Source organism: Nonomuraea sp. NPDC049684 (genome assembly GCF_044465345.1).
Classification (GTDB): Bacteria; Actinomycetota; Actinomycetes; order Streptosporangiales; family Streptosporangiaceae; genus Nonomuraea.
Genome location: NZ_JBITLO010000023.1, coordinates 143,338 through 163,659 on the forward strand (window position 1 = coordinate 143,338; position 20,322 = coordinate 163,659).

At 72.5% G+C, this 20,322-nt stretch carries 18 protein-coding genes; 8 read left to right on the forward strand and 10 right to left on the reverse strand.

Annotated features, from left to right (window positions below; translation table 11 throughout):
* Nucleotides 1–53: 53 nt before the first annotated feature.
* The 5 genes from ACIBST_RS45430 to ACIBST_RS45450 are packed head-to-tail and all read left to right on the forward strand — an operon-like array spanning nucleotide 54 to nucleotide 7,051.
* Nucleotides 54–1,676 carry an ABC transporter substrate-binding protein gene (locus ACIBST_RS45430; RefSeq protein WP_397179683.1) on the forward strand — a complete coding sequence of 541 codons (1,623 nt, stop codon included), beginning with the start codon at nucleotides 54–56 and terminating at the stop codon, nucleotides 1,674–1,676.
* Entirely contained in the window at nucleotides 1,676–3,508 is a 1,833-nt protein-coding gene (locus tag ACIBST_RS45435) for a prolyl oligopeptidase family serine peptidase (protein ID WP_397179684.1), read from the forward strand. The genes ACIBST_RS45430 and ACIBST_RS45435 overlap by 1 nt, the downstream gene beginning before the upstream one ends.
* On the forward strand, nucleotides 3,508–4,461 hold the full coding sequence (locus ACIBST_RS45440; RefSeq protein WP_397179685.1) for an ABC transporter permease: 954 nt from the start codon (nucleotides 3,508–3,510) through the stop codon (nucleotides 4,459–4,461). Before ACIBST_RS45435 ends, ACIBST_RS45440 begins: the two co-directional genes overlap by 1 nt.
* Nucleotides 4,458–5,300: an ABC transporter permease gene (locus ACIBST_RS45445; protein ID WP_397179686.1), complete on the forward strand. Its 843-nt coding sequence runs from the start codon at nucleotides 4,458–4,460 to the stop codon at nucleotides 5,298–5,300. Before ACIBST_RS45440 ends, ACIBST_RS45445 begins: the two co-directional genes overlap by 4 nt.
* A 2-nt stretch (nucleotides 5,301–5,302) precedes the next feature.
* The gene (locus tag ACIBST_RS45450) at nucleotides 5,303–7,051 is read left to right on the forward strand and encodes an ABC transporter ATP-binding protein (protein WP_397179707.1); all 1,749 of its coding nucleotides are present in this window, start codon (nucleotides 5,303–5,305) and stop codon (nucleotides 7,049–7,051) included.
* Here the strand turns inward: ACIBST_RS45450 and ACIBST_RS45455 are convergent.
* From ACIBST_RS45455 to ACIBST_RS45500, 10 genes are all read right to left on the reverse strand, one after another.
* Nucleotides 7,048–7,623 (reverse strand): helix-turn-helix domain-containing protein, encoded by a 576-nt coding sequence (locus tag ACIBST_RS45455; RefSeq protein ID WP_397179687.1) that lies wholly within the window; start codon nucleotides 7,621–7,623, stop codon nucleotides 7,048–7,050. The genes ACIBST_RS45450 and ACIBST_RS45455 overlap by 4 nt on opposite strands.
* Before the next feature lie 35 nt (nucleotides 7,624–7,658).
* Nucleotides 7,659–8,504 (reverse strand): alpha/beta fold hydrolase, encoded by an 846-nt coding sequence (locus ACIBST_RS45460; RefSeq protein WP_397179688.1) that lies wholly within the window; start codon nucleotides 8,502–8,504, stop codon nucleotides 7,659–7,661.
* 7 nt (nucleotides 8,505–8,511) lie between these two features.
* On the reverse strand, nucleotides 8,512–9,234 hold the full coding sequence (locus tag ACIBST_RS45465; protein WP_397179689.1) for a GAF and ANTAR domain-containing protein: 723 nt from the start codon (nucleotides 9,232–9,234) through the stop codon (nucleotides 8,512–8,514).
* 101 nt (nucleotides 9,235–9,335) lie between these two features.
* Nucleotides 9,336–10,334: an adenosine deaminase gene (locus tag ACIBST_RS45470; RefSeq protein WP_387682093.1), complete on the reverse strand. Its 999-nt coding sequence runs from the start codon at nucleotides 10,332–10,334 to the stop codon at nucleotides 9,336–9,338.
* A gap of 2 nt (nucleotides 10,335–10,336) precedes the next feature.
* The gene (locus ACIBST_RS45475; protein WP_397179690.1) at nucleotides 10,337–12,076 is read right to left on the reverse strand and encodes an adenine deaminase; all 1,740 of its coding nucleotides are present in this window, start codon (nucleotides 12,074–12,076) and stop codon (nucleotides 10,337–10,339) included.
* Nucleotides 12,073–13,422, reverse strand: coding sequence for a purine-cytosine permease family protein (locus ACIBST_RS45480; RefSeq protein ID WP_397179691.1), 1,350 nt, complete (start codon nucleotides 13,420–13,422; stop codon nucleotides 12,073–12,075). Before ACIBST_RS45480 ends, ACIBST_RS45475 begins: the two co-directional genes overlap by 4 nt.
* 187 nt (nucleotides 13,423–13,609) lie before the next feature.
* Nucleotides 13,610–14,485 carry a 1,4-dihydroxy-2-naphthoate polyprenyltransferase gene (locus tag ACIBST_RS45485; RefSeq protein WP_352320764.1) on the reverse strand — a complete coding sequence of 292 codons (876 nt, stop codon included), beginning with the start codon at nucleotides 14,483–14,485 and terminating at the stop codon, nucleotides 13,610–13,612.
* Nucleotides 14,486–14,497: 12 nt separating this feature from the next.
* The gene (locus ACIBST_RS45490) at nucleotides 14,498–14,986 is read right to left on the reverse strand and encodes a GNAT family N-acetyltransferase (protein WP_358298391.1); all 489 of its coding nucleotides are present in this window, start codon (nucleotides 14,984–14,986) and stop codon (nucleotides 14,498–14,500) included.
* 164 nt (nucleotides 14,987–15,150) lie between these two features.
* Nucleotides 15,151–15,324 carry a CGNR zinc finger domain-containing protein gene (locus ACIBST_RS45495; protein ID WP_397179692.1) on the reverse strand — a complete coding sequence of 58 codons (174 nt, stop codon included), beginning with the start codon at nucleotides 15,322–15,324 and terminating at the stop codon, nucleotides 15,151–15,153.
* Nucleotides 15,325–15,934: 610 nt separating this feature from the next.
* Entirely contained in the window at nucleotides 15,935–17,338 is a 1,404-nt protein-coding gene (locus tag ACIBST_RS45500; protein WP_397179693.1) for a PLP-dependent aminotransferase family protein, read from the reverse strand.
* Nucleotides 17,339–17,495: 157 nt separating this feature from the next.
* Here ACIBST_RS45500 and ACIBST_RS45505 point away from each other — a divergent pair, with 157 nt between their 5' ends.
* The 3 genes from ACIBST_RS45505 to ACIBST_RS45515 all read left to right on the forward strand — a co-directional run bounded on the left by ACIBST_RS45505 (nucleotide 17,496) and on the right by ACIBST_RS45515 (nucleotide 19,869).
* Nucleotides 17,496–18,341: a DMT family transporter gene (locus ACIBST_RS45505; RefSeq protein WP_397179694.1), complete on the forward strand. Its 846-nt coding sequence runs from the start codon at nucleotides 17,496–17,498 to the stop codon at nucleotides 18,339–18,341.
* Between the two features lie 97 nt (nucleotides 18,342–18,438).
* On the forward strand, nucleotides 18,439–19,461 hold the full coding sequence (locus ACIBST_RS45510; RefSeq protein ID WP_397179695.1) for a hypothetical protein: 1,023 nt from the start codon (nucleotides 18,439–18,441) through the stop codon (nucleotides 19,459–19,461).
* A gap of 9 nt (nucleotides 19,462–19,470) precedes the next feature.
* A complete protein-coding gene (locus ACIBST_RS45515; protein WP_397179696.1) occupies nucleotides 19,471–19,869 on the forward strand; it encodes an ASCH domain-containing protein in 399 nt (132 codons plus the stop codon).
* The last annotated feature ends 453 nt before the right edge of the window (nucleotides 19,870–20,322 follow it).

Genomic DNA, 20,322 nt, shown 5'->3' on the forward strand with positions numbered 1-20,322 from the left:
GGTAGACACTGCAGCTAGGCGGGTTGACCGGTCGTGTGAAAGTAGGGTCCCCCGTGACCGATCTGCCTGTCTCCCGGCGTTCTGTCCTACGGTCCGCCGCCTTCGCGGGGGCGCTCGCCGTGCTGCCCGGCCTGCTGTCGGCGTGCGGGCCGGCCGAGCAGGAGGCGGGGACGGCCGCCAAGAAGAGCCTCGACGTCCTGCGCGTCGCGCTGCCCTCCTCCATCGGGTCGCTGGACGCGGCCAAGGAGGCGGGCATCATGAACTACGTCGTCGCCCTCCTCGTGCAGGAGTCCCTGGTCGGCGTCGGCCCGGACGGCAGCCTCCAGCCGTCCCTGGCCGAGTCCTGGGCCAGGAAGGACGCCACCACCTACGTCTACAAGCTGCGTCCCGGCGTGACCTTCTCCGACGGCAGCCCGCTCACCGCCGCCGACGTGGTCGCCAGCCTGAACCTGCACGCCAAGAAGGGCTCGACCACCGCCTTCGCCTATGCCTACGCCAACGTGGACACGATCGAGGCCACCGGCGACGCCGAGGTGACGATCACGCTCAAGAGCCCCGACGCGGCGTTCGCGTGGGTGCCCACGCCCGGCACGCTGCTGGTGACCAGCGCGAAGTTCATCGAGGCCACCGGCGAGCGCATCGGCACGCCGGAGGGCAAGCTGCTGGGGACGGGGCCGTACAAGGTGGCCGAGTTCGCCCCCGACTCGCACGTCACGCTGGAGCGCAACGACGCCTACCGGGGCGGCAGGCCGGCCTTCCGGCAGATCAGGATCGACTTCATCCCCGAGGAGTCCACGCGGCTGCTGGCCATGCGCGGCGACAACGTGGACGTCGCGCTCAACGTGCCCGCCGAGCAGATCGACCAGTGGAAGGCGGTGCCCGGCGCGCAGGTGCTGACCGCCGCCGACCGTTCGCTGGTCACGCTGGCCTTCAACACGGCCAAGAAGCCCTGGGACGACGTGCACGTGCGCAGGGCCGTCGCCCACGCCGTGGACCGGGACGGCATCGTCAAAAGCGTGCTGCGCGGCCACGGCAAGGTCGCCACCGCCATCCCCGACCCGGCCCAGTGGGGCGGCGTGCTGGACGAGGCCGGGGTCGCCGCCCTGTACGCGTCCATCCCCCAGTACGGCTTCGACCTGGCCCAGGCCAAGGCCGAGCTGGCGAAGTCGGCCACGCCGCAGGGGTTCGCCGACACGCTCACCTACCCGAGCAGCGGCCCGCAGCTCGGGCGGGCGGCGCTCACCCTGGCCGAGAACCTCAAGACCATCGGCATCACGCTGGAGGTCAAGGAGGTGCCGCTCGAACAGTGGATCGCCGACCTCGGCAAGCACGGCTCCGGCGTCTACCTCGGCTGGTACTTCGCCACCACCGGCGACCCCGCCGAGTACGTCCAGCAGCTCCTGCACGGCGGCGCCACCGGCCAGAACGGCACCAACATCGCCGAGTACGACAACGCCGAGGTGACCGGCCTGCTGGACAAGGCCAAGGCGGGCACCGACGACGCCGCCCGGGGCAAGCTGCTCGGCCAGGCGCTGGTCAGGGCGGCGGCGGACGTGCCGTACCAGCCGCTGTGGTGGGGCGAGGCGGCCACCGCGTTCGGCAGGGCGGTCGCCGCAGAGGGCTTCGGGCCCTACTTCTTCGTCGGCCCGTGGGCGACGAAGGTGGCCGCACGCTGATGACCGACCCCATTCAGGTGCACCAGGCGCTGGCCGGGATGCGCTATCCCGAGTCGGTGTCGCTGCATCCCGGCGGCGACCGCGTCGCCTGCGTGATCGACGGCGTCGCGCACGTCGTCGGGCTCGACGGCGCCATGGAGGCCGCGGGCGAGTGCCACGGCCCGGTCCGCTGGCTGCCCGACGGGCGGCTGCTGCGCACGCCGTCGCCGTCCGAGCTGGCCGTCGACGGCTGGCGGGCCCGCGTGGACGGCGAGATCGAGGACCTGATCCCCGGCGAGGACGGCACCGTCCTGGTCCGGCTGGCCGACCCCGGCAGCGAGCGCGACGGCAGCCACCTGGGCCTGCGCGTAGACGACCCGTCCGACCCGTTCGTCCTGACGCCGGGCGGACGGCTGCGCCGCCTGGCCTGGTTCGAGATCGGCGACGACCGTCCCCGCGAGCTCGCGCTGCCCGGCCTGACCGTGTGGGACGCCGACTGGCGCGGCCGCCGCGCCCTGGCCGTGACCTCGGAGGACGAGACGCCCGCCGGGTACTACCGCCCCCGGCTCGACCTGGTCGAAGACGGCGAGGTGCGCACGTTGCACCGCACGTCCTGGCAGCTCGCCCGGCCCCGGCTGGCCCCGGGCGGACGGGCCGCCGTGGTGGTCGAGGGGCTGTCGATCGTCTCGGGCCGCGTCCTGCGGGCCGACCTGGTCACGGGGGAGGTCGCCTACCTGGGCGACCTGGACGACGTCACCGACCTCGGCTGGCTGGACGACGACACCCTGTGGTTCACCGGCTGGTCGGGCACCGGCGTGCACGGCGGGGTGCTCAGCGCCGCCGACGGCCGCGTGCTGAGCCGCTGGACGGCCCGGGGCACGCTGGGCGGCCGCGACGGCCAGCCCTCGCTGTCCGTGGACCGCACCGGCACGGTGGCCGCGGCCTGCTGGGAGAGCCCCGAGCAGCCTCCCGAGGTCGCCGTGGCCGTCCTGCGGGAGGGCGGCTGGCGTCCGGTCACCGCGCTCAACGCCGGGCTGGCCGGGCTGGCGGCACACCAGGAGGAGATCACCTGGACGGGCCGCGACGGCCTGCCGGTCAGCGGCCTGCTGCTCACCACCCCCGGCGCCGGAGAGGGCCCCAGGCCGCTGGTCGTCATGGTGCACGGCGGGCCCACCTGGTTGTGGTCCAGCTCGTTCGCGCCCGCCGAGTCCAACCAGCTCGCCCTGCCGCTGGCGCACGCCGGCGCCGCCGTCCTGCTGCCGAACCCCAGAGGCAGCAGCGGCCGCGGCCAGGACTACGCCCGCGCGGTCATCGGCCAGGTCGGCGCGGCGGACCTGGACGACGTGCTGGCCGGCGTGGACCACCTGGTCGCCGCGGGTGTCGCCGACCCCGGCCGGACCGCGGTCATGGGCCTGAGCTACGGCGGCTACCTGACCGCCTGGGCCGTCACCCGCACGAACCGCTTCCGTGCCGCCGTCGTCATGTCCGGCGTGAGCGACTGGCTGAGCTTCTCCACCGCCAGCAACCTCGCGGGCGGCTTCGACCCGCTCTACCACGACGGCGCCGACCCGGCCACCGGCGAGGGACGCGAACGCCTGGCCGCCCGCTCACCCGTGCACCACGCCGCCCAGGCCGCCAGGGCCGGCACCCCGACCCTGATCCTGCACGGCGAACGCGACCGCACCACCCCTCCCGGCCAGGCGGAACAGCTCTATCGTGCCTGGTCGGCGGCGGGCCTGAGCACTCAGCTCGTCCTCTACCCTCGGGAGGGTCACGAGCTGGTCGAGCCCGCCCACCGCAGGGACGCGGCGGAGCGCGTGATCGGCTGGCTGACCGGGGGCGGGGTGTTGTGATGGGCTGGGCCGGGTTCCTGCTGCGCAGGTCCGCGGGCACCGCGGCCGTCGTGCTGCTGCTGTCGGCCGGCGTGTTCGGCCTGCTCTACCTGGCCCCGGGCGACATCCAGCAGACCCTGCTCGGCACCCGCCCGGCCACCGCCGACACGATCGCCGCCCTGCGCGGCCGCTACCACCTCGACGACCCCGTCGCCGTCCAGTACCTGCGCTGGCTCGGCGGCGTGCTCGGCGGCGACCTCGGCACCTCCATCAGGACCGGCCAGCCGGTCGCCGCGATGCTCGGCGAACGCCTGCCGCGCACGCTCGTCCTGACCGGCTACGGCACGCTCCTGGCCGCGCTGGCGGGCCTGCCGCTCGGCGTGCTGGGCGCGCTGCGCAAGGGCCGGGCGAGCGACCGGCTGGTGGTGACCGCCGGGGTGGTGGGGCTGAGCGCGCCGCCGTTCGCGGTCGGCCTGCTGCTGCTCGTGGTGTTCGCGCTCGGGCTCGGCTGGTTCCCCGTCTACGGCACGGGGGAGGGGCTCGCGAGCGAGTTGTGGCACCTGACGCTGCCCGCCGTCGCGCTGGCGGCCGGGGCGGCCGGGATGCTGCTGCGCTTCAGCAGGGCCGCGCTCGTCCGCGAGCTCGACCAGGACTACGTGGTCTTCGCCCGCGCCCGCGGCCTGAGCGCGCCCGTCGTGCTCGGCTACGCCATGCGCAACTCGCTGGTGCCCGTCCTGACCGCGGCCGGGCTCGTCGTCACCGGCATGCTGGCCGGGACCGTGCTGGTGGAGGTCACGTTCGCGCTGCCGGGGCTCGGGTCGCTGCTGGTCGACTCGGTCACCTTCAAGGACGTGCCGGTGGTGCAGGCGCTCGCGCTGCTGCTCACCCTCCTGATCGCCGCCGTCAACCTGCTGGTGGACGTCGCCTACTCGGTGGCCGACCCGCGCGTGCGGCTCGGCGGGGGCGCGTCGTGACCGCGGCGGTCCGTACGCGCGGGCGTGCCGTGATCCGCCGGTTCCCGATCGCCGTGCCGCTGGCGCTGGCCGTGCTCGTGGTCGTCGTGGCCGCCGCCGCGTTCGCGCCCTGGCTGGTCCCCGGCGCCACCGCGCAGGACCTGATGACCGGCATCTCCATGCCCGGCCCCGGCCACCCGCTGGGCACCGACGACCTGGGCCGCGACGTGCTGAGCCTGCTCGTCGCGGGGGCCCGCACCGCCGTGCCGGGGGCGTTCGCCGTGGCCGCCGGGTCCATGCTGATCGGCAACCTGCTCGGCCTGGCCGCCGGGTACTTCGGCGGCTGGACCGACACCCTGGTCATGCGCTGGGCCGACCTGATGTTCTCGCTGCCCGCGCTGCTGGTCGCGATCGTCGTGGCGGGCGTGCTCGGCGGCGGTTACGGCCTGGCCGTCGCCGTGCTGGTGGTGCTGTTCGCGCCCACCGACACGCGCGTGGTGCGCGGCGCCGTCCTGGAGCAGCGGCACCGGCCCTACGTCGAGGCGGCCCTGCTCAAGAACCTGTCGTCCTGGCGGATCATGACCCGGCACATCTGGCCCAACATCGTCCCGGTCAGCCTGGCCTCTGCCTTCCTGAACTTCGCCTTCGCCCTGGTCTCGCTGTCGTCGTTGTCGTTCCTCGGCCTGGGCGTGCCGGCCGGATCGCCCGACTGGGGCCGCACGCTGGCCGACAACCGCACCCAGCTGCTGGCCAACCCGTGGGCGGTCATCGCGCCCGGCCTGGCCGTGATCGTCACCGCCGCCGCGCTCAACCTGGTGGGCGACTGGCTGCACGAACGTTTCGAGCGGAGGGCCCGGTGACCATGCTGCGGGTGGCCGACCTGACCGTACGGCAGCCGGACACCGGCCGTACGCTGCTGTCGCAGGTGTCCTTCGAGGTCGCCGCCGGCGAGTCGGTGGCGATCGTGGGCGAGTCCGGCTCGGGCAAGTCGCTGACCGTCCGCGCGCTGCTCGGGCTGCTGCCCGCCGGGCTGGAGTCCACCGGCCTGGTCGAGATCGACGGACGGCGGGTCGACGACGACCCCAGGGCCAGGCGGCGCCAGCGCGGCGGCACGGTCTCGCTGCTCATGCAGGACCCGTTCACGCTGCTCAACCCCCTGCGCAGGGCCGGCAGGCAGATCGCCGACGGCCTGCCGGACGGCGCCGACGCCAAGACCGAGGTGCCGCGGCTGCTGGCCGAGGTGGGCCTGCCGGGCGAGGTGGCGGGCCGCTACCCGTTCCAGCTCTCCGGCGGCATGCGCCAGCGGGTGGGCCTGGCCTGCGCGCTGGCCGCCGCGCCGCGGATCCTGCTGGCCGACGAGCCGACCACCGCCCTCGACGCCACCACGCAGCGCGAGGTCCTCGCCCTCATCCGCCGCATCCAGCGCGAACGCGACATGACGTTCCTGCTCATCACCCACGACCTGCGGCTGGCGTTCTCGATGTGCGACCGGGTCGTGGTCATGTACGCGGGCCGGGTCATGGAGGTCGGGCGCGCCGCCGAGCTGCGCAAGGAGCAGCGGCATCCGTACACGCGGGCGCTGCTGGCCGCCGAGCCGCCCGCCGACCGGCGGCTGCCGGTCATCCCGTCCGTGCCGGGCTCGGTGCCGGCCCACGACGCGGTGGCCGGGCGCTGCGGGTTCGCCGACCGGTGCGCGCACGCGGGGGAGGAGTGCCGCGCGGGCGTCCCCGCCCTGGTGCCGGTGCCGGGCGCGCAGGTCCGCCTGTCGGCCTGCCTACGGGCCGCCGCGCTGCCCGCGGCGCCGCCGCCCCCGCCGGGCGTGCCGTCGCCGCCGCGGACCTCCGCCGCGCCGCTGCTGGCGGTGACGGGCCTGCGGAAGACGTACGCGGGCGGGTCGCGGCCGGCCCTGGCCGGGGTGGACCTGACCGTGGCGCCGGGCGAGGTCGTGGCCGTCGTCGGCGAGTCGGGGTCGGGCAAGACCACGCTGGCCCGCTGCGTCACCGGCCTGGAACGCCCCGACGCGGGCGTCGTCACCCTCGACGGGCTCGACTGCTCCGACCCCGCCCGCATGTCCCGCCAGGCGGTGCGCCAGGCCCGCCGGACGGCGCAGATGATCTTCCAGGACCCGTACTCGACGCTCAACCCGGCGCGTACCGTCGGCGCGACGCTCAAGGAGGCGCTCGCCGCCGACGGACGCCCCACGGACGTCGCCGCGCTGCTGCGCCTGGTCGGCCTCGACCCCGCACTCGCCCGCAAGCGCCCGGCCGGCCTGTCGGGCGGCGAGCGGCAGCGCGTGGCCATCGCGCGGGCCGTGGCCGGCGAGCCCCGCCTGCTGGTCTGCGACGAGCCCGTCTCCGCCCTCGACGTCTCCGTGCAGGCGCAGGTGCTCACCCTGCTCGCCGGGCTCAAGGAACGCCTGGGCATGGGCCTGCTGTTCATCACCCACGACCTGGCCGTCGTCCGCCAGCTCGCCGACCGCCTGTACGTGCTGCGGGCCGGCGAATGCGTCGAGACCGGCGACGTGGACCGCGTGCTGGACGCCCCCGCCCACCCCTACACCCGCGAGCTGCTGGCCAGCGTGCCCGACGGAAGCAGCCGCTGGCCCGGCTAGTCGTAGGAGATCAGCGTGAGCATCCGGCAGCCGCGCTCGCCGGTGGAGTAGACGTGGTCGACCTCGGCCCCGAACCGCACCGCGTCGCCCTCGCCCAGCCGCACCGACCACGTGTCGCCCTCGACCGTCACCTCGCCGGACACCACGTAGGCGTGCTCCACGGACCCCTCGCCGTGGGCGCTCCTGGCGCTGCGCGTCAGCGGCGGCAGCTCGCCCTCGGCCAGCTCGAACCGGCGCCGGTCGGCCGCGGCGAACAGGCCGCGCACGGTCGTGTCGCCCACCGCCACCGGCCGGCCCTCGCTCCTGCGCAGCACCTCGGGCTCGGCGAGCCGGGTACGGGTCAGCTCGGCGAAGGTGAGCTCCAGCGCCCCAGCCAGCCGGGTCAGCACCTCGATCGTCGGATTGGCCACGCCGCGCTCGATCTGCGAGATCAGCGCCTTGCTCACCCCGGTCAGCTCGGCCAGCTCGCGGACGCTGAACCCCCGGGCCAGCCGCGTGCGCCGCAGGTTGCCCGCCAGCGCGCCGCGCACCCCGGCGGCCTGCCCGTTGGTGACCGCGAGTTCCTGCCGCACGTGGTGAGTCCTTCCTGTCCCGGCGTCCACCCCCATCATGCCCTGCGCGTCAGGCCGCGTCGTCCGGCGAGCTCGTCCAGGAAGCCGGAGACCGCGGCGACGAACGCGCCCGGGTCGTCCACCCACGGGAAGTGCCCGGCGCCGGGCAGCGTCACCAGCGTGGCGTCGCGGAACAGGGCGGCGAAGGGCCGCGCGTAGAGGCGACAGGGGTGGACGTCCAGGTCGCCGGTCAGCAGCAGCGCGGGCGCGTCGAGCGCGGCCAGCCCGGTCCTGACCTCCTCGGGCGTCGCCGGGGACGGCGCGTAGAAGCCGTCCGCCGCGGCCTCGCCGCACTCCTCCTCGGCACGGGCGGAATGGGCCGCGGCGCGCTCGGTCCAGGGGCCGTAGAAGAACCGGTGGCGCTCCAGGCCCTCGTCCGCCAGGAACTCCGCCAGGGCGGCGGCGTACCACGGCTCGTGCGCGCGCAGCTCCAGACCGGCCTGCCAGTCCTCCTCCGTCGGGACGAGGCCGACGGCGACCGGCGAGGGCGCGACCAGGCACAGCGACCTCAGGCGGGCCGGATGCAGCCCGGCGTACCGGACGGCCACGTTCGCGCCCGCCGAGTGCGCCAGCAGGTCCATGCGGTCCAGCCCCAGGTGCTCACGCAGCGCCTCGACGTCCTCGGCCAGCCGGTCCCACCGGTACGTCCCGGGGTCGGCCGGGATGGCGGAGTCGCCGGTGCCCCGGCCGTCCAGCCGGATCAGCCGCCGGGGCAGGCCGCCGAGGTCGCCCAGGTAGACGGAGGCGCGTCCCGGGCCGCCGGGCACGCACACCAGCGGCTCGCCCGTCCCGTACGCGTGGTAGGCCAGCTCGGTCCCGTCGTGGGCGAGAAAGGAGGGCATGGGGCGATTATGCCGGGTACCCCTGGTCGTCGGACGGCGGATCCTCGAACCGCGGACGCTGCGGCGGGCCGCCGCTCACCGACCGGACGATCGTCGCCGCGACGTGGTGCACCTTGAGATTGCGGTCCTGGGAGACGTTGCGCAGCAGCTCGAACGCCCGGTCCGCGGTGCAGTGACGCTGCGCCATGACGATCCCGATCGCCTGGTCGATGACCGGACGGGTGCCGAGCGCCTCCTTCAGCTGCGCCGACACCTCCCGCGTACGGGCCGCGCCGATCGCCACGTCGAACAGCACGCCGATCGTCGCGGCGCTCACCTGCGCGGCGACGTGCGTCGGCGCGGCGAAGCCGCCCGCACCCGCCGAGTAGAGGTTGAGCGTGCCCAGCAGCCGTCCCTGGGAGGTCAGCGGCTCGGCATGCAGGCTGAGGATGCCGTGCGGCTGCGGGCAGAAGGAGCCCCAGCGGGCGTCGCCGGCCGCCAGACCGGCCGCCGTGACCGCGCGCCCCGCCTCGATCGCGTCGAAGCTCGGCCCCCGCCCGGCCGCCGACTGCATGCCGTCGAGCATCCCGGCGCGGGCGTGCGCGCACGCCGCCGAACGGATGCTGCGTTCGGTGCACAACGTCACGCTGACCAGCGGAGAGTCGGGCATCGCACGGGCGGCGATGACGACGCTCCGCGCCAGTGCCCGTTCGAACTCGTCGATTCCGGCCGGAACAGCGGTCCTGTTCAACAAATCCCTCGCGCTCGGCTGCGGCTCACGCCTGCGACCAGACAGCCTGCCCCTCCAGCGGGGTTCTAAGCGGGCCCCGCCGGAGGTTTTCCCGGGACCCCTCAGGCGAGGTAGGCGTCGACCTCGGCCAGGTAGGCGTCCTTCAGGTGGCGCGGCAGCCAGGTGATCTCGAACGCGTTGCGCTCCAGCCGGGCCAGCTCCTCCCGGGTGAGCTGCAGCTCCTCCTGCAGCGCCACCAGGTTCTCGCCCACGTACCCGTTGAAGTACGCCGGGTCGTCGGAGTTGATCGTCACCCGCACGCCGAGCTCCATGAGCTTGCGGATGCCCTCGGCCTTCATGGAGTCGGTGACATACCCGTTGGAGATCGGGCAGCAGGTCAGGCCGATGCCGCGGGCCAGCACCAGGTCCACCAGCCGCTGGTCCTCCAGGATGTTGACGCCGTGGTCGATCCGGTCGACGCCGATGTCCTCGATCGCCTGCCGGATGTGCTCGATCGAGTTGTCCTGGTCGACGTCGCAGTGCATGGTCAGCAGGTAGCCCTCCTGGCGGGCCCGCTCGTACACGGCGGCGAACTTGGCCGGCGGGTTGCCCTTCTCGTCGGAGTCCAGGCCGATGCCGACGATCCACTCCTTGTACGGCAGCGACTCCAGCAGCGTCGCCATCGCGTACTCGGCCTGGAAGTCGCGCAGGAAGCACATGATGAGCTGGGCCCGCACGCCGAGCTGCCGGTCGGCGTCGATCAGCGCCCGCCGCAGCCCGCGGATCACCACGTCGAACGGCACCCCGCGCGAGGTGTGCGCCTGCGGGTCGAAGAAGATCTCGGCGTAGCGCACGTTCTGCTCGGCGGCCTTGCGCAGGTAGGCCATGGCCAGGTCGTAGAAGTCGGGCTCGGTGCGCAGCACCTGCATGCCCTCGTAGTAGACCGTGAGGAAGGAGGGGAGGTCGTCGAAGGAGTAGGCGGCCCGCATCTCCTCGACCGACGTGTAGGGCAGCGCGATGCCGTTGCGCCGGGCCAGGTCGAACTTGAGCTCCGGCTCCAGCGTGCCCTCGATGTGCAGGTGCAGCTCGCACTTGGGGAGACCGGCGATGAAGTCCTTCATGATCAAACCTCCGTGAGGATGGGGTCGACGACCTCGAGTCGTACGCAGTCGACCAGCCCGAGGTCGGTGACGGCGTAGTCGGGGATCGCGGTGATCGACAGGAAGAACAGGTACATCAGCGGCGCCGGCAGCGTGCAGCCCAGCTCGCGGGCCAGGTCGTCGAGCCGCTCCTCCAGCACCGCCATCTCGGCGGCCGGCAGGTCGGAGACGATGCCGCCGACCGGCAGCGGCAGCAGCGCCCGCACCTCGCCGTCCACCACCACGGCCTGGCCGCCGCCCTGCTCGGCGACGGTGTTGACGGCCAGCGCCATGTCCTCGCGGGAGGCGCCGACGCAGATGATGTTGTTGTCGTCGGGGGCCGCGCTGGTGGCGATCGCGCCGGCCCGCAGGCCCATGCCGCTGACCATGGCGACCGGCTTGTTGCCGGTCTTGCCGTAGCGCTCGACGACCGTGACGAGCAGCGCGTCCTGCTCCACGGACGGCTCCACGACGCCGCCGGTCACCGGCAGGGTCACGTCGCGCCTCCTGCGGACGAAGACCTGCTCGGTGAAGCCGAGGGTCAGCACGGTCGCCTGCTCGCCCTCGGCACGCAGCACCAGGTCGTCCGCGGTGACCGGGGCGATCGGGAACGGCCGGACCGGGCCGCGCTCGGGGGCGGGCGTCGGCGTGACCATCCGGCCGTCGCGGGCGGCGGGCACGCCGTTCGCGATCACCTCGCGGACCCGGAAGTCGGTCAGCGAGTCGACGATCAGCACGTCCGCGAACCGGCCGGGGGACAGGCTGCCCACCAGGTGGTCGATGCGGTACATCTCCGCGCAGTTCACCGTGGCCATCTGGATCGCCGTCACCGGGTCGACCCCCGCCGCGACCGCCATCCGGACGAGCTTGTCCATGTGGCCGCCCGCCAGCACGTCGGCGGCGTGCACGTCGTCGGTGCAGAACGCCAGCCTGCGGGACCCGGCCAGGGCCACGGCCTTGATGTTCTCGTCGAGGAAGTGGGCGACGGAGGACTCGCGGATGATGCCGTACATGCCGCGGCGCAGCTTCTCCAGCATCTCCTCGTGCGAGTAGGACTCGTGGTCGAGCCGCACCCCGGCCGCCGCCAGACCGCTGATCCGGCGCGGGTCGGACAGCGGCGCGCAGCCGAACACCGGCAGCCGCCGCTCCCGAGCCAGGTCGAGGGCCTCCATGACGGCAGGATCGGAGTGTTCCACCATCTCCTGAACGGTCTCCCAGATCCCCACACATTCCGGCCATTCGTGGGCGATCCTGTGCTCAGCCGGACCGAACGGATGCCCGACGGTCGACTCCGGCACGGTGTAGGGCGCCTTGGCGGGTGCACCCCACCAGATTCGCATGCCGGTCGCCGCCGACTCGTCCAGGAAACGCCGGACGCCCGGCAGGCCCTCGGCCACGAGGATCTGGTCCAGCCCCGACACCACGCTCGTCGTGCCGAACGGCACCACCAGGTCGGCGAAGCTGGTGACCGACAGCTTGCTGCACTCGATGTGCAGGTGGCCGTCGATCAGGCCGGGGACCAGGTAGCCGCCGCGGGCGTCGATCACCTCGGTGTCCGGGCCGCGCTCCAGCGCCGGCTCGACGGCGGCGATCCGGCCGCCCACGATGCCGATCTCGGCCGGGTAGAGCTCGCCGGTCAGCACGTTGACGAGCGTGCCGTTCGCGATGATCGTGTCCGCGGGCCGCCGCCCGTACGCCACGTCCAGCAGGTCGCGGTCCATCATGCCTCCACAGTCCGTACGGCGGGCCGCGGGACGAGCAGCGCATAGGCCGCGCCCGCCACCAGGAAGCCCGCGAAGATGCTGAAGTCGCTGCCGCCCGTCGCCTGCGACAGCGGCCCGACGAAGACGGCCGAGTTGATCCACAGGGCCGCCGCCACCATGCCCAGGACCTGCGCGATGATCGCCGGCCACCGGACCTGGCCGGGCGCCTGCTCGTCGAACAGCGCCTCGGCGTCGTAGCGTCCCCTCCTGCGCAGCCAGTCGGTGATGTACACCCCGGCCCAGGGCGCCAGCCAGATGATCAGCAGCGCGAGGAAGTTGTTGAGCATGGTGTTGAAGCTGTTCGAGGTGACCGCCACGAACGTGATGATCACGCAGAGCACGAGGTCGCCGACGACCGCCACCCAGCGCTTGACCTTGATCCCGGCCGCCTGCAGGTTCAGCCCCGAGGAGTACAGGTCGGTGGTGTTGACCGCGAACAACGACACGATCGCCAGCAGCAGGTACGGCACCACGAACCACTGCGGCAGCGCGCCCGGCAGCCCCGAGATCGGGTCGGTGTTGTCCTTGACCACGGTCGCCACGGCCGCCCCGAGCGTCATCAGCAGCACGTACGGGACGAACCCGCCCAGGGCCGCGTACCCGAAGACCGCCTTCCTGGAGGAGTTCGCCGGCAGGTAGCGGGAGTAGTCGCCGCCCAGCGGCCCCCACGACAGCCCGCCCGCCGACATGATCATCGCGATCGCCATCGTGAACGTGGCGAAGTCCGCCGACCCGCCGCCGCCCCCGAGCTCCACCTTGGGCGCGATCAGGATCGCCATCAGGCCGAACAGCACCACGAACACCCAGGTGAAGTACTTCTGCGCCTTCATCACCGCGGCGTGCCCGATCAGCGGCAGCACGAGCTGGATCGCCGCCGCCACCAGGATGACCACGACCTTGAGCCCGAGCCCCTGGTCGCTCACCCCCGCCTGCTCCAGCAGCGACAGCGCCGCGAACGTGATGAGCACCATGCCGCCGGCCTCGAAGCCCACCATGTTGAGCCAGCCGAAGAAGCTGAGCACGCGGGCGCCCTTGGGGCCGTAGGCGGCCCTGGAGACCGCCATGGTGGAGGTGCCGGTGGCCGGGCCCTGCAGGCTGGTCAGGCCGACCAGCGGGAACGACAGCAGGTTGCCGATGACGATCGCGATGACCGCCTGCGTGAAGCTGAGCTGGAACGCCGCCACGATCGTGATGCCGTAGACGAGGGTGAAGATGCCCATCGTCGTCCCGGACCAGAGGAAAAGCAGGTCACGCGGGCGGCCGTACCGTTCGCCGGCCGAGACCAGTTCGATCCCGCGTTGTTCCATGGCCCCTCCTGAGGGTCGCTGGGTGTGTGCGCACACAGTGAACCGTAGGGGGGTGACCTGGTTATTTATCCGGACATACGAGCGTGCTGGGAGCCAGTTGTGCCCTGGCTACAAAGTGATCGCCAAGCCGGCCGCCGTACTGGCTCTCTACAGCGTGATCGCCGCGCCGGCGGCCGTGACCGGGTGTCTACAGCGTGATGGCCAAGCCGACCGCGAACAGCAGGCCGTACGCCATCTGCAGTTTGCCCGTCTGCTGCAGGACCGCGATCAGCGCCGGCCCGACGGCCTTGCCCAGCACGGTCCTGATCGGCGTGACCGCGAGCGGCGCGGCCAGCGCCGCGAGCGCCGCCCACGGCGTGACCGCGATCATCGCCAGCGCCACCACGAACGGCACCACCTGGCACAACACGTACAACGCCCGGGTGCGCTCGGCGCCGAGCACCACCGCCAGCGTGCGCTTGCCCGACGTGCCGTCGGTCTGGACGTCGCGCAGGTTGTTGACCACCAGCATCGAGCACGACAGCAACCCCACCGGGATCGAGGCCAGGAACGCCGTCCAGCTCAGCTGCTCGGTCTGCACGTACGCGGTGCCCATCACCGGGACCACGCCGAAGAACACGAAGACCGCCAGCTCGCCCAGGCCGCGGTAGCCGTAGGGCCGCTTGCCTCCGGTGTAGAACCAGGCCGCCGCGATGCACGCGACCCCCACCAGCAGGATCCACCACGCCCGCGTCACGACCACCAGCACCAGCCCGAGCACCGCCGCGACCGCGAAGCAGCCCAGCGCCGCCGTCAGGACCTGCCGGGGCGTGGCCGCCCGCGAGCCCACGAGCCGCATCGGGCCGACGCGCTGGTCGTCGGTGCCGCGGATGCCGTCGCTGTAGTCGTTGGCGTAGTTGACGCCGATCTGCAGGGACAGCGCCACGAGCAGCGCCAGGACCGCGCGCCACCAGACGAATCCGCCGTCGCCGATCGCCACGCCCGTGCCGACCATGACGGGGACTACGGCGTTGGGAAGCGTGCGCGGGCGCGCGCCCGCGATCCACTGACCGGGGGTTGCCATGCTGTCGAACCTCTAGCTGATATCCGTGGTGAGCCTGACCATGCGGATCGGACGGCCCATGTCGAGGACGCGTTCGGCCATGTCCTCGCCCCAGCCGGCCGACTCCAGGAAACCGAGCACCGCGTAGTTGTCGGCGAACACCCAGGTGACGATCTGGCGGAAGCCGTCCTCACGCAGGTAGTCGACGGTGGCGTTGAGCAGGCGGCTGCCGTGGCCGCGGCGCACGAAGTCGGGATCGACCAGCAGCGTCAGCATCTCGGCGACCCTGCTGGGATCCAGGTCGGGATCCTCGGCGGGGGCGTGCGAGGCCAGCCCCACCACCCGCTCGCCGCCGCGCGGGGTCGTCAGCGCCGCGCTGCCGCCCGCACCCAGCGCGGGGAAACCCTCGGTGTCGAGGATGGTCTCCACCGCGACCAGCACCCGGCACGAGGGGCCGGGCGGGGCGACGATCGCCTCGTCCCACTGACGCAGCCACATCTTCTCGGCCGCCGGCCCCGTCATCTGCTCGAGTGGGCCTTCCGGGAGGAACTCCCGATATCCGTAGCGCCAGGCGCGGATCTGAGTATTCGCAACCTGGAGAACATCCTCGCGCCGGGCCGCCCGGACGCCTACGTCTGCCATCTCGGCCCGCTCCTTCGCCTGCCGTTCGTGCCACAAGGCACGAGTTACACCGTATCGGTGTTTGAGCCTTGGAGACGACGCGAACCCCGCTTCCGCGCCCGGTAAGCGCGTGTCTTGCTGTTGTCACCGCATACCCGCATCGACCACCACGACCCCGAACGATTCCCTAGCCTGTCGACAACACATCCCCTCCACCCGGGGCGACTCCCCGCTCCCACCCCCTCCAAGGGCCTTCGGCCGGGATGGCTCGCCGTTCCGACGCCGTCCGATGGCCTTCGTCTGGGATGGCTCGCCGCTTCAACGGCGTCCGATGGCCTTCGTCTGGGATGGTTCGCCGTTCCGACGCCGTCCGATGGCCTTCGTCTGGGATGGCTCGCCCCTTCAACGGCCTCCGCCCGCCTTCGTCTACCTCCGCCCGCCTCCCTTTACGTCCGCCCGCCTCGGTCGCCTCCGTATATTTCCGCCCTCCGTTACCTTCGCCCGCCTCGGTCGACCTCTGCCCGCCTCCGCCTGTCACCGTTCGCTCCCAGCGCGCGCTTCTCCGCGCTGTCGGCCCGCGTGGCGTCCGCGCGTGTCTATCAGCGCCCGCCGACTGCGGTGACGGCCGATACGGCGGCGGTCGCGGCCGTCCGCGCCGCCCATCACCGCCCGCCCCTTCCGCGCGTCCATCCGCCTACCCCGTTCGCCCCGCCGTTTCCGCGCGTCGATCCGCGCGTCGATCCGCGTGGCGATCGGCATCCGCTGACGGCGGTGGCAGCGGGGCCGATGCGGCGGCGGCGGCCGGGCGCGCCCCTGTCGCCCCTGCCGGCGCCTCTGCCGGGCAGCCGATCACCGGGCCTGTGTGTCCAGTGCCTGCCCGAGCCTTCGTACCCCCTCCACCAGCACCGTCAGGTTGGCGGCGGCCATGTGCGTCACCCTGATCCGCGGCCCCGGCGGCTCCGACGGGTAGTACATCCGCCCAGGGCTCACCAACGTCCCGTACCGCCTCGCAGTCTCGACCAGAGCGTTCTCGTCCACCTCCGCGGGCAGCCGCAACCACAGGTGCAGGCCGCCGATCGGCATCAGATGCACCTCCGCCCCGGGCACGTGGACCGCCAGCGCCGCGGCGAGCGCGTCCCGCCTGGTGGCGATCTCGGCGTGCACGGTGTGCAGATGCCTGCCCCACGCCGCCGAGCCCACGAACTCCAGCGCCGTCTCCTGCAACGGCCGCGCCACGAAGAACGACTCGACGAGCTGGCTGGCCCGCAGCCGGTGCGCGGCCGGCCCGCGTGCCACGACCGCGGCCACCCGCAGGCTGGGAGACAGGATCTTGGTCAGCGAGCCCACGTTGACGACCGTGCCGTGCGCGTCCATGGAGGCCAGCGACGGGGGAGCGGCGGGGGACAGGTAGCGGGCGTAGTCGTCCTCGATCACGAACGCCCCCGCCGCCCTGGCCACCTCCAGGACCTGCGCGCGCCGCTCCAAGGGCAACGTCGCGCCGGTGGGGTTGTGCAGGGTGGGCTGGCAGAAGAACACCCGCGCGCCGGTGACGGCGAACGCCTCGGCGAGCAGATCCGGCCGTACGCCGTCGCGGTCCATCGGCACGGCCGTCGCCCGCAGCCCGGCCGCCTTGGCCGCCGCCAGCGCCCCGGGATAGGTGGGCGTCTCGACCAGCACCGGCGTCCCGGGGGCCGCCAGTGCCCTGAACGCGTGCGTCAGCGCCGCCTGGCCGCCGCTGACGATCAGCGCGTCCGCCGCCGTCACGTCGCCCCCGGCCTGACGGGCGAACCAGCCGCGCAGCTCGTGCAGGCCGGTCAACGGCGGCGTCGCCCAGACGTCCGGACGGCGCACCGCCCGCGCGGCAGCCGCCGCGAGCTGCCTGTCCGGCCTCAGCCCCGGGTTCAGGTAGCCGCCGGTCAGCGGCACCACCTCCTCGGACGGCTGCGCCAGCAGCGCCGCCACCGGCCCGTCGTCCACCACCCGGTCGCCGAGGGCGACCGTCTGCCAGGACAGGTCCAGAGGGTCCTGACCGCGCACGACCTGCCGCGGCGCCACGAACGCCCCGCTTCCCGGACGCGACACCACCCGCCCCTCGGCGGCGAGCTGGCCGATGGCGCGCGAGACCGTCACTGGGCTGACGTTGTGCCGCCGCATGATCTCCCGGCTGGACGGCAGCCGCGCACCTGGCCCGAGCCGAGCGGCCTCTTCACGCAGTATCGCCGCAATCTGGGCGATACTGCTATCGTTGGTCATGAAAGACAAGGATAGCGCTACCGCCCAAAACCGAGTAGCACCTCCTGCCGCCCCCACAAGAACCCCCACCGGCTCTCCCGCCACCGGCGGCACCGCCACCCTCAGCGACGCCCGGACAGGAACCGGCGGAGCCACCGCCCGCGCCCGCCAAGGGACGATGCTGGCCTTCCTGGGCGTCCTGGCCTTCTCCGGCAGCTTCCCCGGCACCGTCTACGCGATGCGCGGCTTCGACCCCTGGCTCGTCGCCATCGGCCGCGCCGCCGTGGCCGGCGTCATCGCCCTGGTCTGCCTCAAGGCCGCCCGCCTGCCCCTCCTCCCGCCGCGCCGCCACTGGCCCTCCTACGCCGTGATCTCCCTGGGCGTGGTCTTCGGCTTCCCGGTGTTCAGCAGCCTCGCCCTCGACCTGGGCGCCAGCACCTCCCACGCCGCCGTCGTCATTGCCCTGCTCCCCGCCGCGACCGCCGCCTGCGCCGTCGTACGGGCCGGCGAACGCCCCCGCCCCCTGTTCTGGGCCGCCTGCGCCGCCGGCGCCGCCGCGATCATCGCCTTCACCCTCACCCGCGGCCAGGCCGGCGCCGCCTGGCCGGACCTGCTCCTGGTCGGCGCCCTCCTGTCAGCCGCGCTCGGCTACACCGAAGGCGGCCGCCTGACCAGGACGACCCCCGGCTGGCAGGTGATCAGCCACGCCCTCGTCCTCTCCCTCCCGCTGACCGCCGTGATCACCGCGGTCCTGGCCCTCACCACCCCCATCACGCCGACCGCCCCCGCCCTGGCCGGCTTCGCCTACGTGGCGCTGATCTCGATGTTCCTCGGCTTCATCCCCTGGTACGCCGGTCTGGCCAGAGGCGGCATCGCCAGAGCCGGCCAGACCCAGCTGGCGCAGCCGCTGCTGACCCTCATCTGGGCCTGGGTCCTGATGGGCGAACGTTTCGGCCCGGCGACCGTGGCCGCCGCACTCGCCGTCCTGGCCTGCGTCGCCGTCACGCAGCGCACCCGCTCGTAGGGGGAAAGCCCTGGCACGACGACGTACGCACCGGGCCGCGGCGATGCTTGCATGGCGTGACGCCGCCACGCAGGATGGCAGGGGAGGTGTCACAGCCATGGCGGACCTCACGATCCCGGAAGGCGGCTTCTGGCCCGCGCCGGAGATCCCGCAGCCCAACATCTATCCGATGGAATGGCGCGTGGAGACCGAGAAACTCGCGGCCATCTACGAGAAGTCCAAGCGCAAACTCTGGAACCCGGCCGACCTCCCATGGGACGGCCTCAACCCCGACGACTTCACCCGCGAACAGCGCCTGGGCATCATGTACTGGTTCGCCGTCCTCGCCAATTTCGACGCCTCGGGCCCGGCCGTGTTCGCCCGCGCAACCATCCAGGCTTTCGAGAAACACGAGGAAGACCCCGTCAGGAAGTGCTTCTTCTCCATCACCCGCGACGAGATGAACCACGAGGAGTGCTGCCAGCGCACCATAGCCCGGCTGTGGCCCGGCGGCCCCCTGAACTGGACCCCCGAAGACGATCTCGAAAAAGCCGCCCACAACAACATCGGCTGGCTCTACCACAACGGCGGCCGCTACTGGACCGGCTACACCAGCGCCGTCGGAAGATACTCGCTGCCGGTCCTGTTCACGAGTTTCATGATGGGCGAGATGGCCGCGTCCACGCTGTTCAGAGGCATGGCCACGGGCACCCGGCATCCGGTCTTCGGCGAGATGTTCCAACGCATCGGCCTCGACGAGTCCCGCCACCTGCAAATCTGCATGACCATTCTGGAAAACGAATGGCCGGGCCTCACCGACGAGACCCGCAGCCTCATCACCCGCCAGCTGCGGGCCGGTTTCGTGTTCCTCTCCATGATTCTCTGGGAGCCGCCGGAAGGTTTCTGGGAACTCCCGCCGTACTTCCTCGACAACCACCGCGTCCTGATGAACCACGCCAGGGAAGCGGGCCTGGGCGTGCTCTCGTACGAGGAACAGAAGGAGAACTGGCGCGTGGCCATGGCGAAGGTCCGCGCGATCGTCGAACGATGGGGCATCGCCTTCCCCGCCATTCCCGAACTGGACCTGGAAGGCGTCGAGGTGAACGTCATCGACCCGGAGGAGATCATCCCCGTCTTCTAGGATGCGCGCATGTGGCCCCGCATCGACGGACGCAGAGTCCTCGCCCTAGGCACGCCCGGCAAGGTGCGTACCCTGCTGACCGACCTCACCCTCTCAGGCGCGAAGACCGCCACCGCCGGTCTCCTGCCCCTCGACTACGAGGCGGAGGGCGAAGAGGTCGAACACGTCGGCGAACACCTGATCCTCGTGAACGACGCCGGCGAGAAGGCCGCCACCATCGAGATCACCTCAGTGGCGCTGGTGCCGTTCGCCGAGGTGCCGTGGGAGTTCGCCGAAGCGGAAGGCGAAGGATTCACCTCGATCCAGCACTGGCGCGAAGTCCACCAACGCTACTGGTCATCCCTGGGCCACGAGGTGAACGACACCTCCACAATCGTCTGCCTCCACTACCGCCTACTCCCCACATAACCCCCGGGCCCAGAACAACCAGCCCCCGTAACGAGCCAACCCCCGCGCAACCACCCCAGCCGCACTACCCCCAAGCCCTCGCCACCCCCTGGGGGAGAGCAGCCATCAACCACCGCTACTCACCCTGCGACCACGCCCTTGGGGCAAGCATCCACTCCCGGCTAACCATTCATTCACTCCGGGCCGAGCATCCACTCCCGGCCAGGTATCCGCCCCTCAGGTACGCATTCGCGGGCCGCCTGAAGAGGAACCCTGCCGAAAAGGCGAGCCAACCCGCCCACCGTCACTCCCGCACCGACACCCTCAGCGAACCGCCCCATCCAGCTCCCGCAAACTTCCGCCTCCGTCGTCCCCTGTGCCGTCGTCCCCTGTGCCGTCGTCCCCTGTGCCGTCGTCCCCTGTGCCGTCGTCCCCTGTGCCGTCGTCCCCTGTGCCGTCGTCCCCTGTGCCGTC

What these genes read in the sequence shown, in the direction of transcription:
- ACIBST_RS45505 (WP_397179694.1), top strand. Translation starts at nt 17,496, where the DNA reads ATGCTGGCCTTCCTGGGCGTCCTGGCCTTCTCCGGCAGCTTCCCCGGC.
- ACIBST_RS45480 (WP_397179691.1), bottom strand. Translation starts at nt 13,422, where the DNA reads ATGGAACAACGCGGGATCGAACTGGTCTCGGCCGGCGAACGGTACGGC.
- ACIBST_RS45510 (WP_397179695.1), top strand. Translation starts at nt 18,439, where the DNA reads ATGGCGGACCTCACGATCCCGGAAGGCGGCTTCTGGCCCGCGCCGGAG.
- ACIBST_RS45460 (WP_397179688.1), bottom strand. Translation starts at nt 8,504, where the DNA reads ATGCCCTCCTTTCTCGCCCACGACGGGACCGAGCTGGCCTACCACGCG.
- ACIBST_RS45450 (WP_397179707.1), top strand. Translation starts at nt 5,303, where the DNA reads ATGCTGCGGGTGGCCGACCTGACCGTACGGCAGCCGGACACCGGCCGT.
- ACIBST_RS45500 (WP_397179693.1), bottom strand. Translation starts at nt 17,338, where the DNA reads ATGACCAACGATAGCAGTATCGCCCAGATTGCGGCGATACTGCGTGAA.
- ACIBST_RS45475 (WP_397179690.1), bottom strand. Translation starts at nt 12,076, where the DNA reads ATGATGGACCGCGACCTGCTGGACGTGGCGTACGGGCGGCGGCCCGCG.
- ACIBST_RS45490 (WP_358298391.1), bottom strand. Translation starts at nt 14,986, where the DNA reads ATGACGGGGCCGGCGGCCGAGAAGATGTGGCTGCGTCAGTGGGACGAG.
- ACIBST_RS45440 (WP_397179685.1), top strand. Translation starts at nt 3,508, where the DNA reads ATGGGCTGGGCCGGGTTCCTGCTGCGCAGGTCCGCGGGCACCGCGGCC.
- ACIBST_RS45485 (WP_352320764.1), bottom strand. Translation starts at nt 14,485, where the DNA reads ATGGCAACCCCCGGTCAGTGGATCGCGGGCGCGCGCCCGCGCACGCTT.
- ACIBST_RS45515 (WP_397179696.1), top strand. Translation starts at nt 19,471, where the DNA reads ATGTGGCCCCGCATCGACGGACGCAGAGTCCTCGCCCTAGGCACGCCC.
- ACIBST_RS45470 (WP_387682093.1), bottom strand. Translation starts at nt 10,334, where the DNA reads ATGAAGGACTTCATCGCCGGTCTCCCCAAGTGCGAGCTGCACCTGCAC.
- ACIBST_RS45435 (WP_397179684.1), top strand. Translation starts at nt 1,676, where the DNA reads ATGACCGACCCCATTCAGGTGCACCAGGCGCTGGCCGGGATGCGCTAT.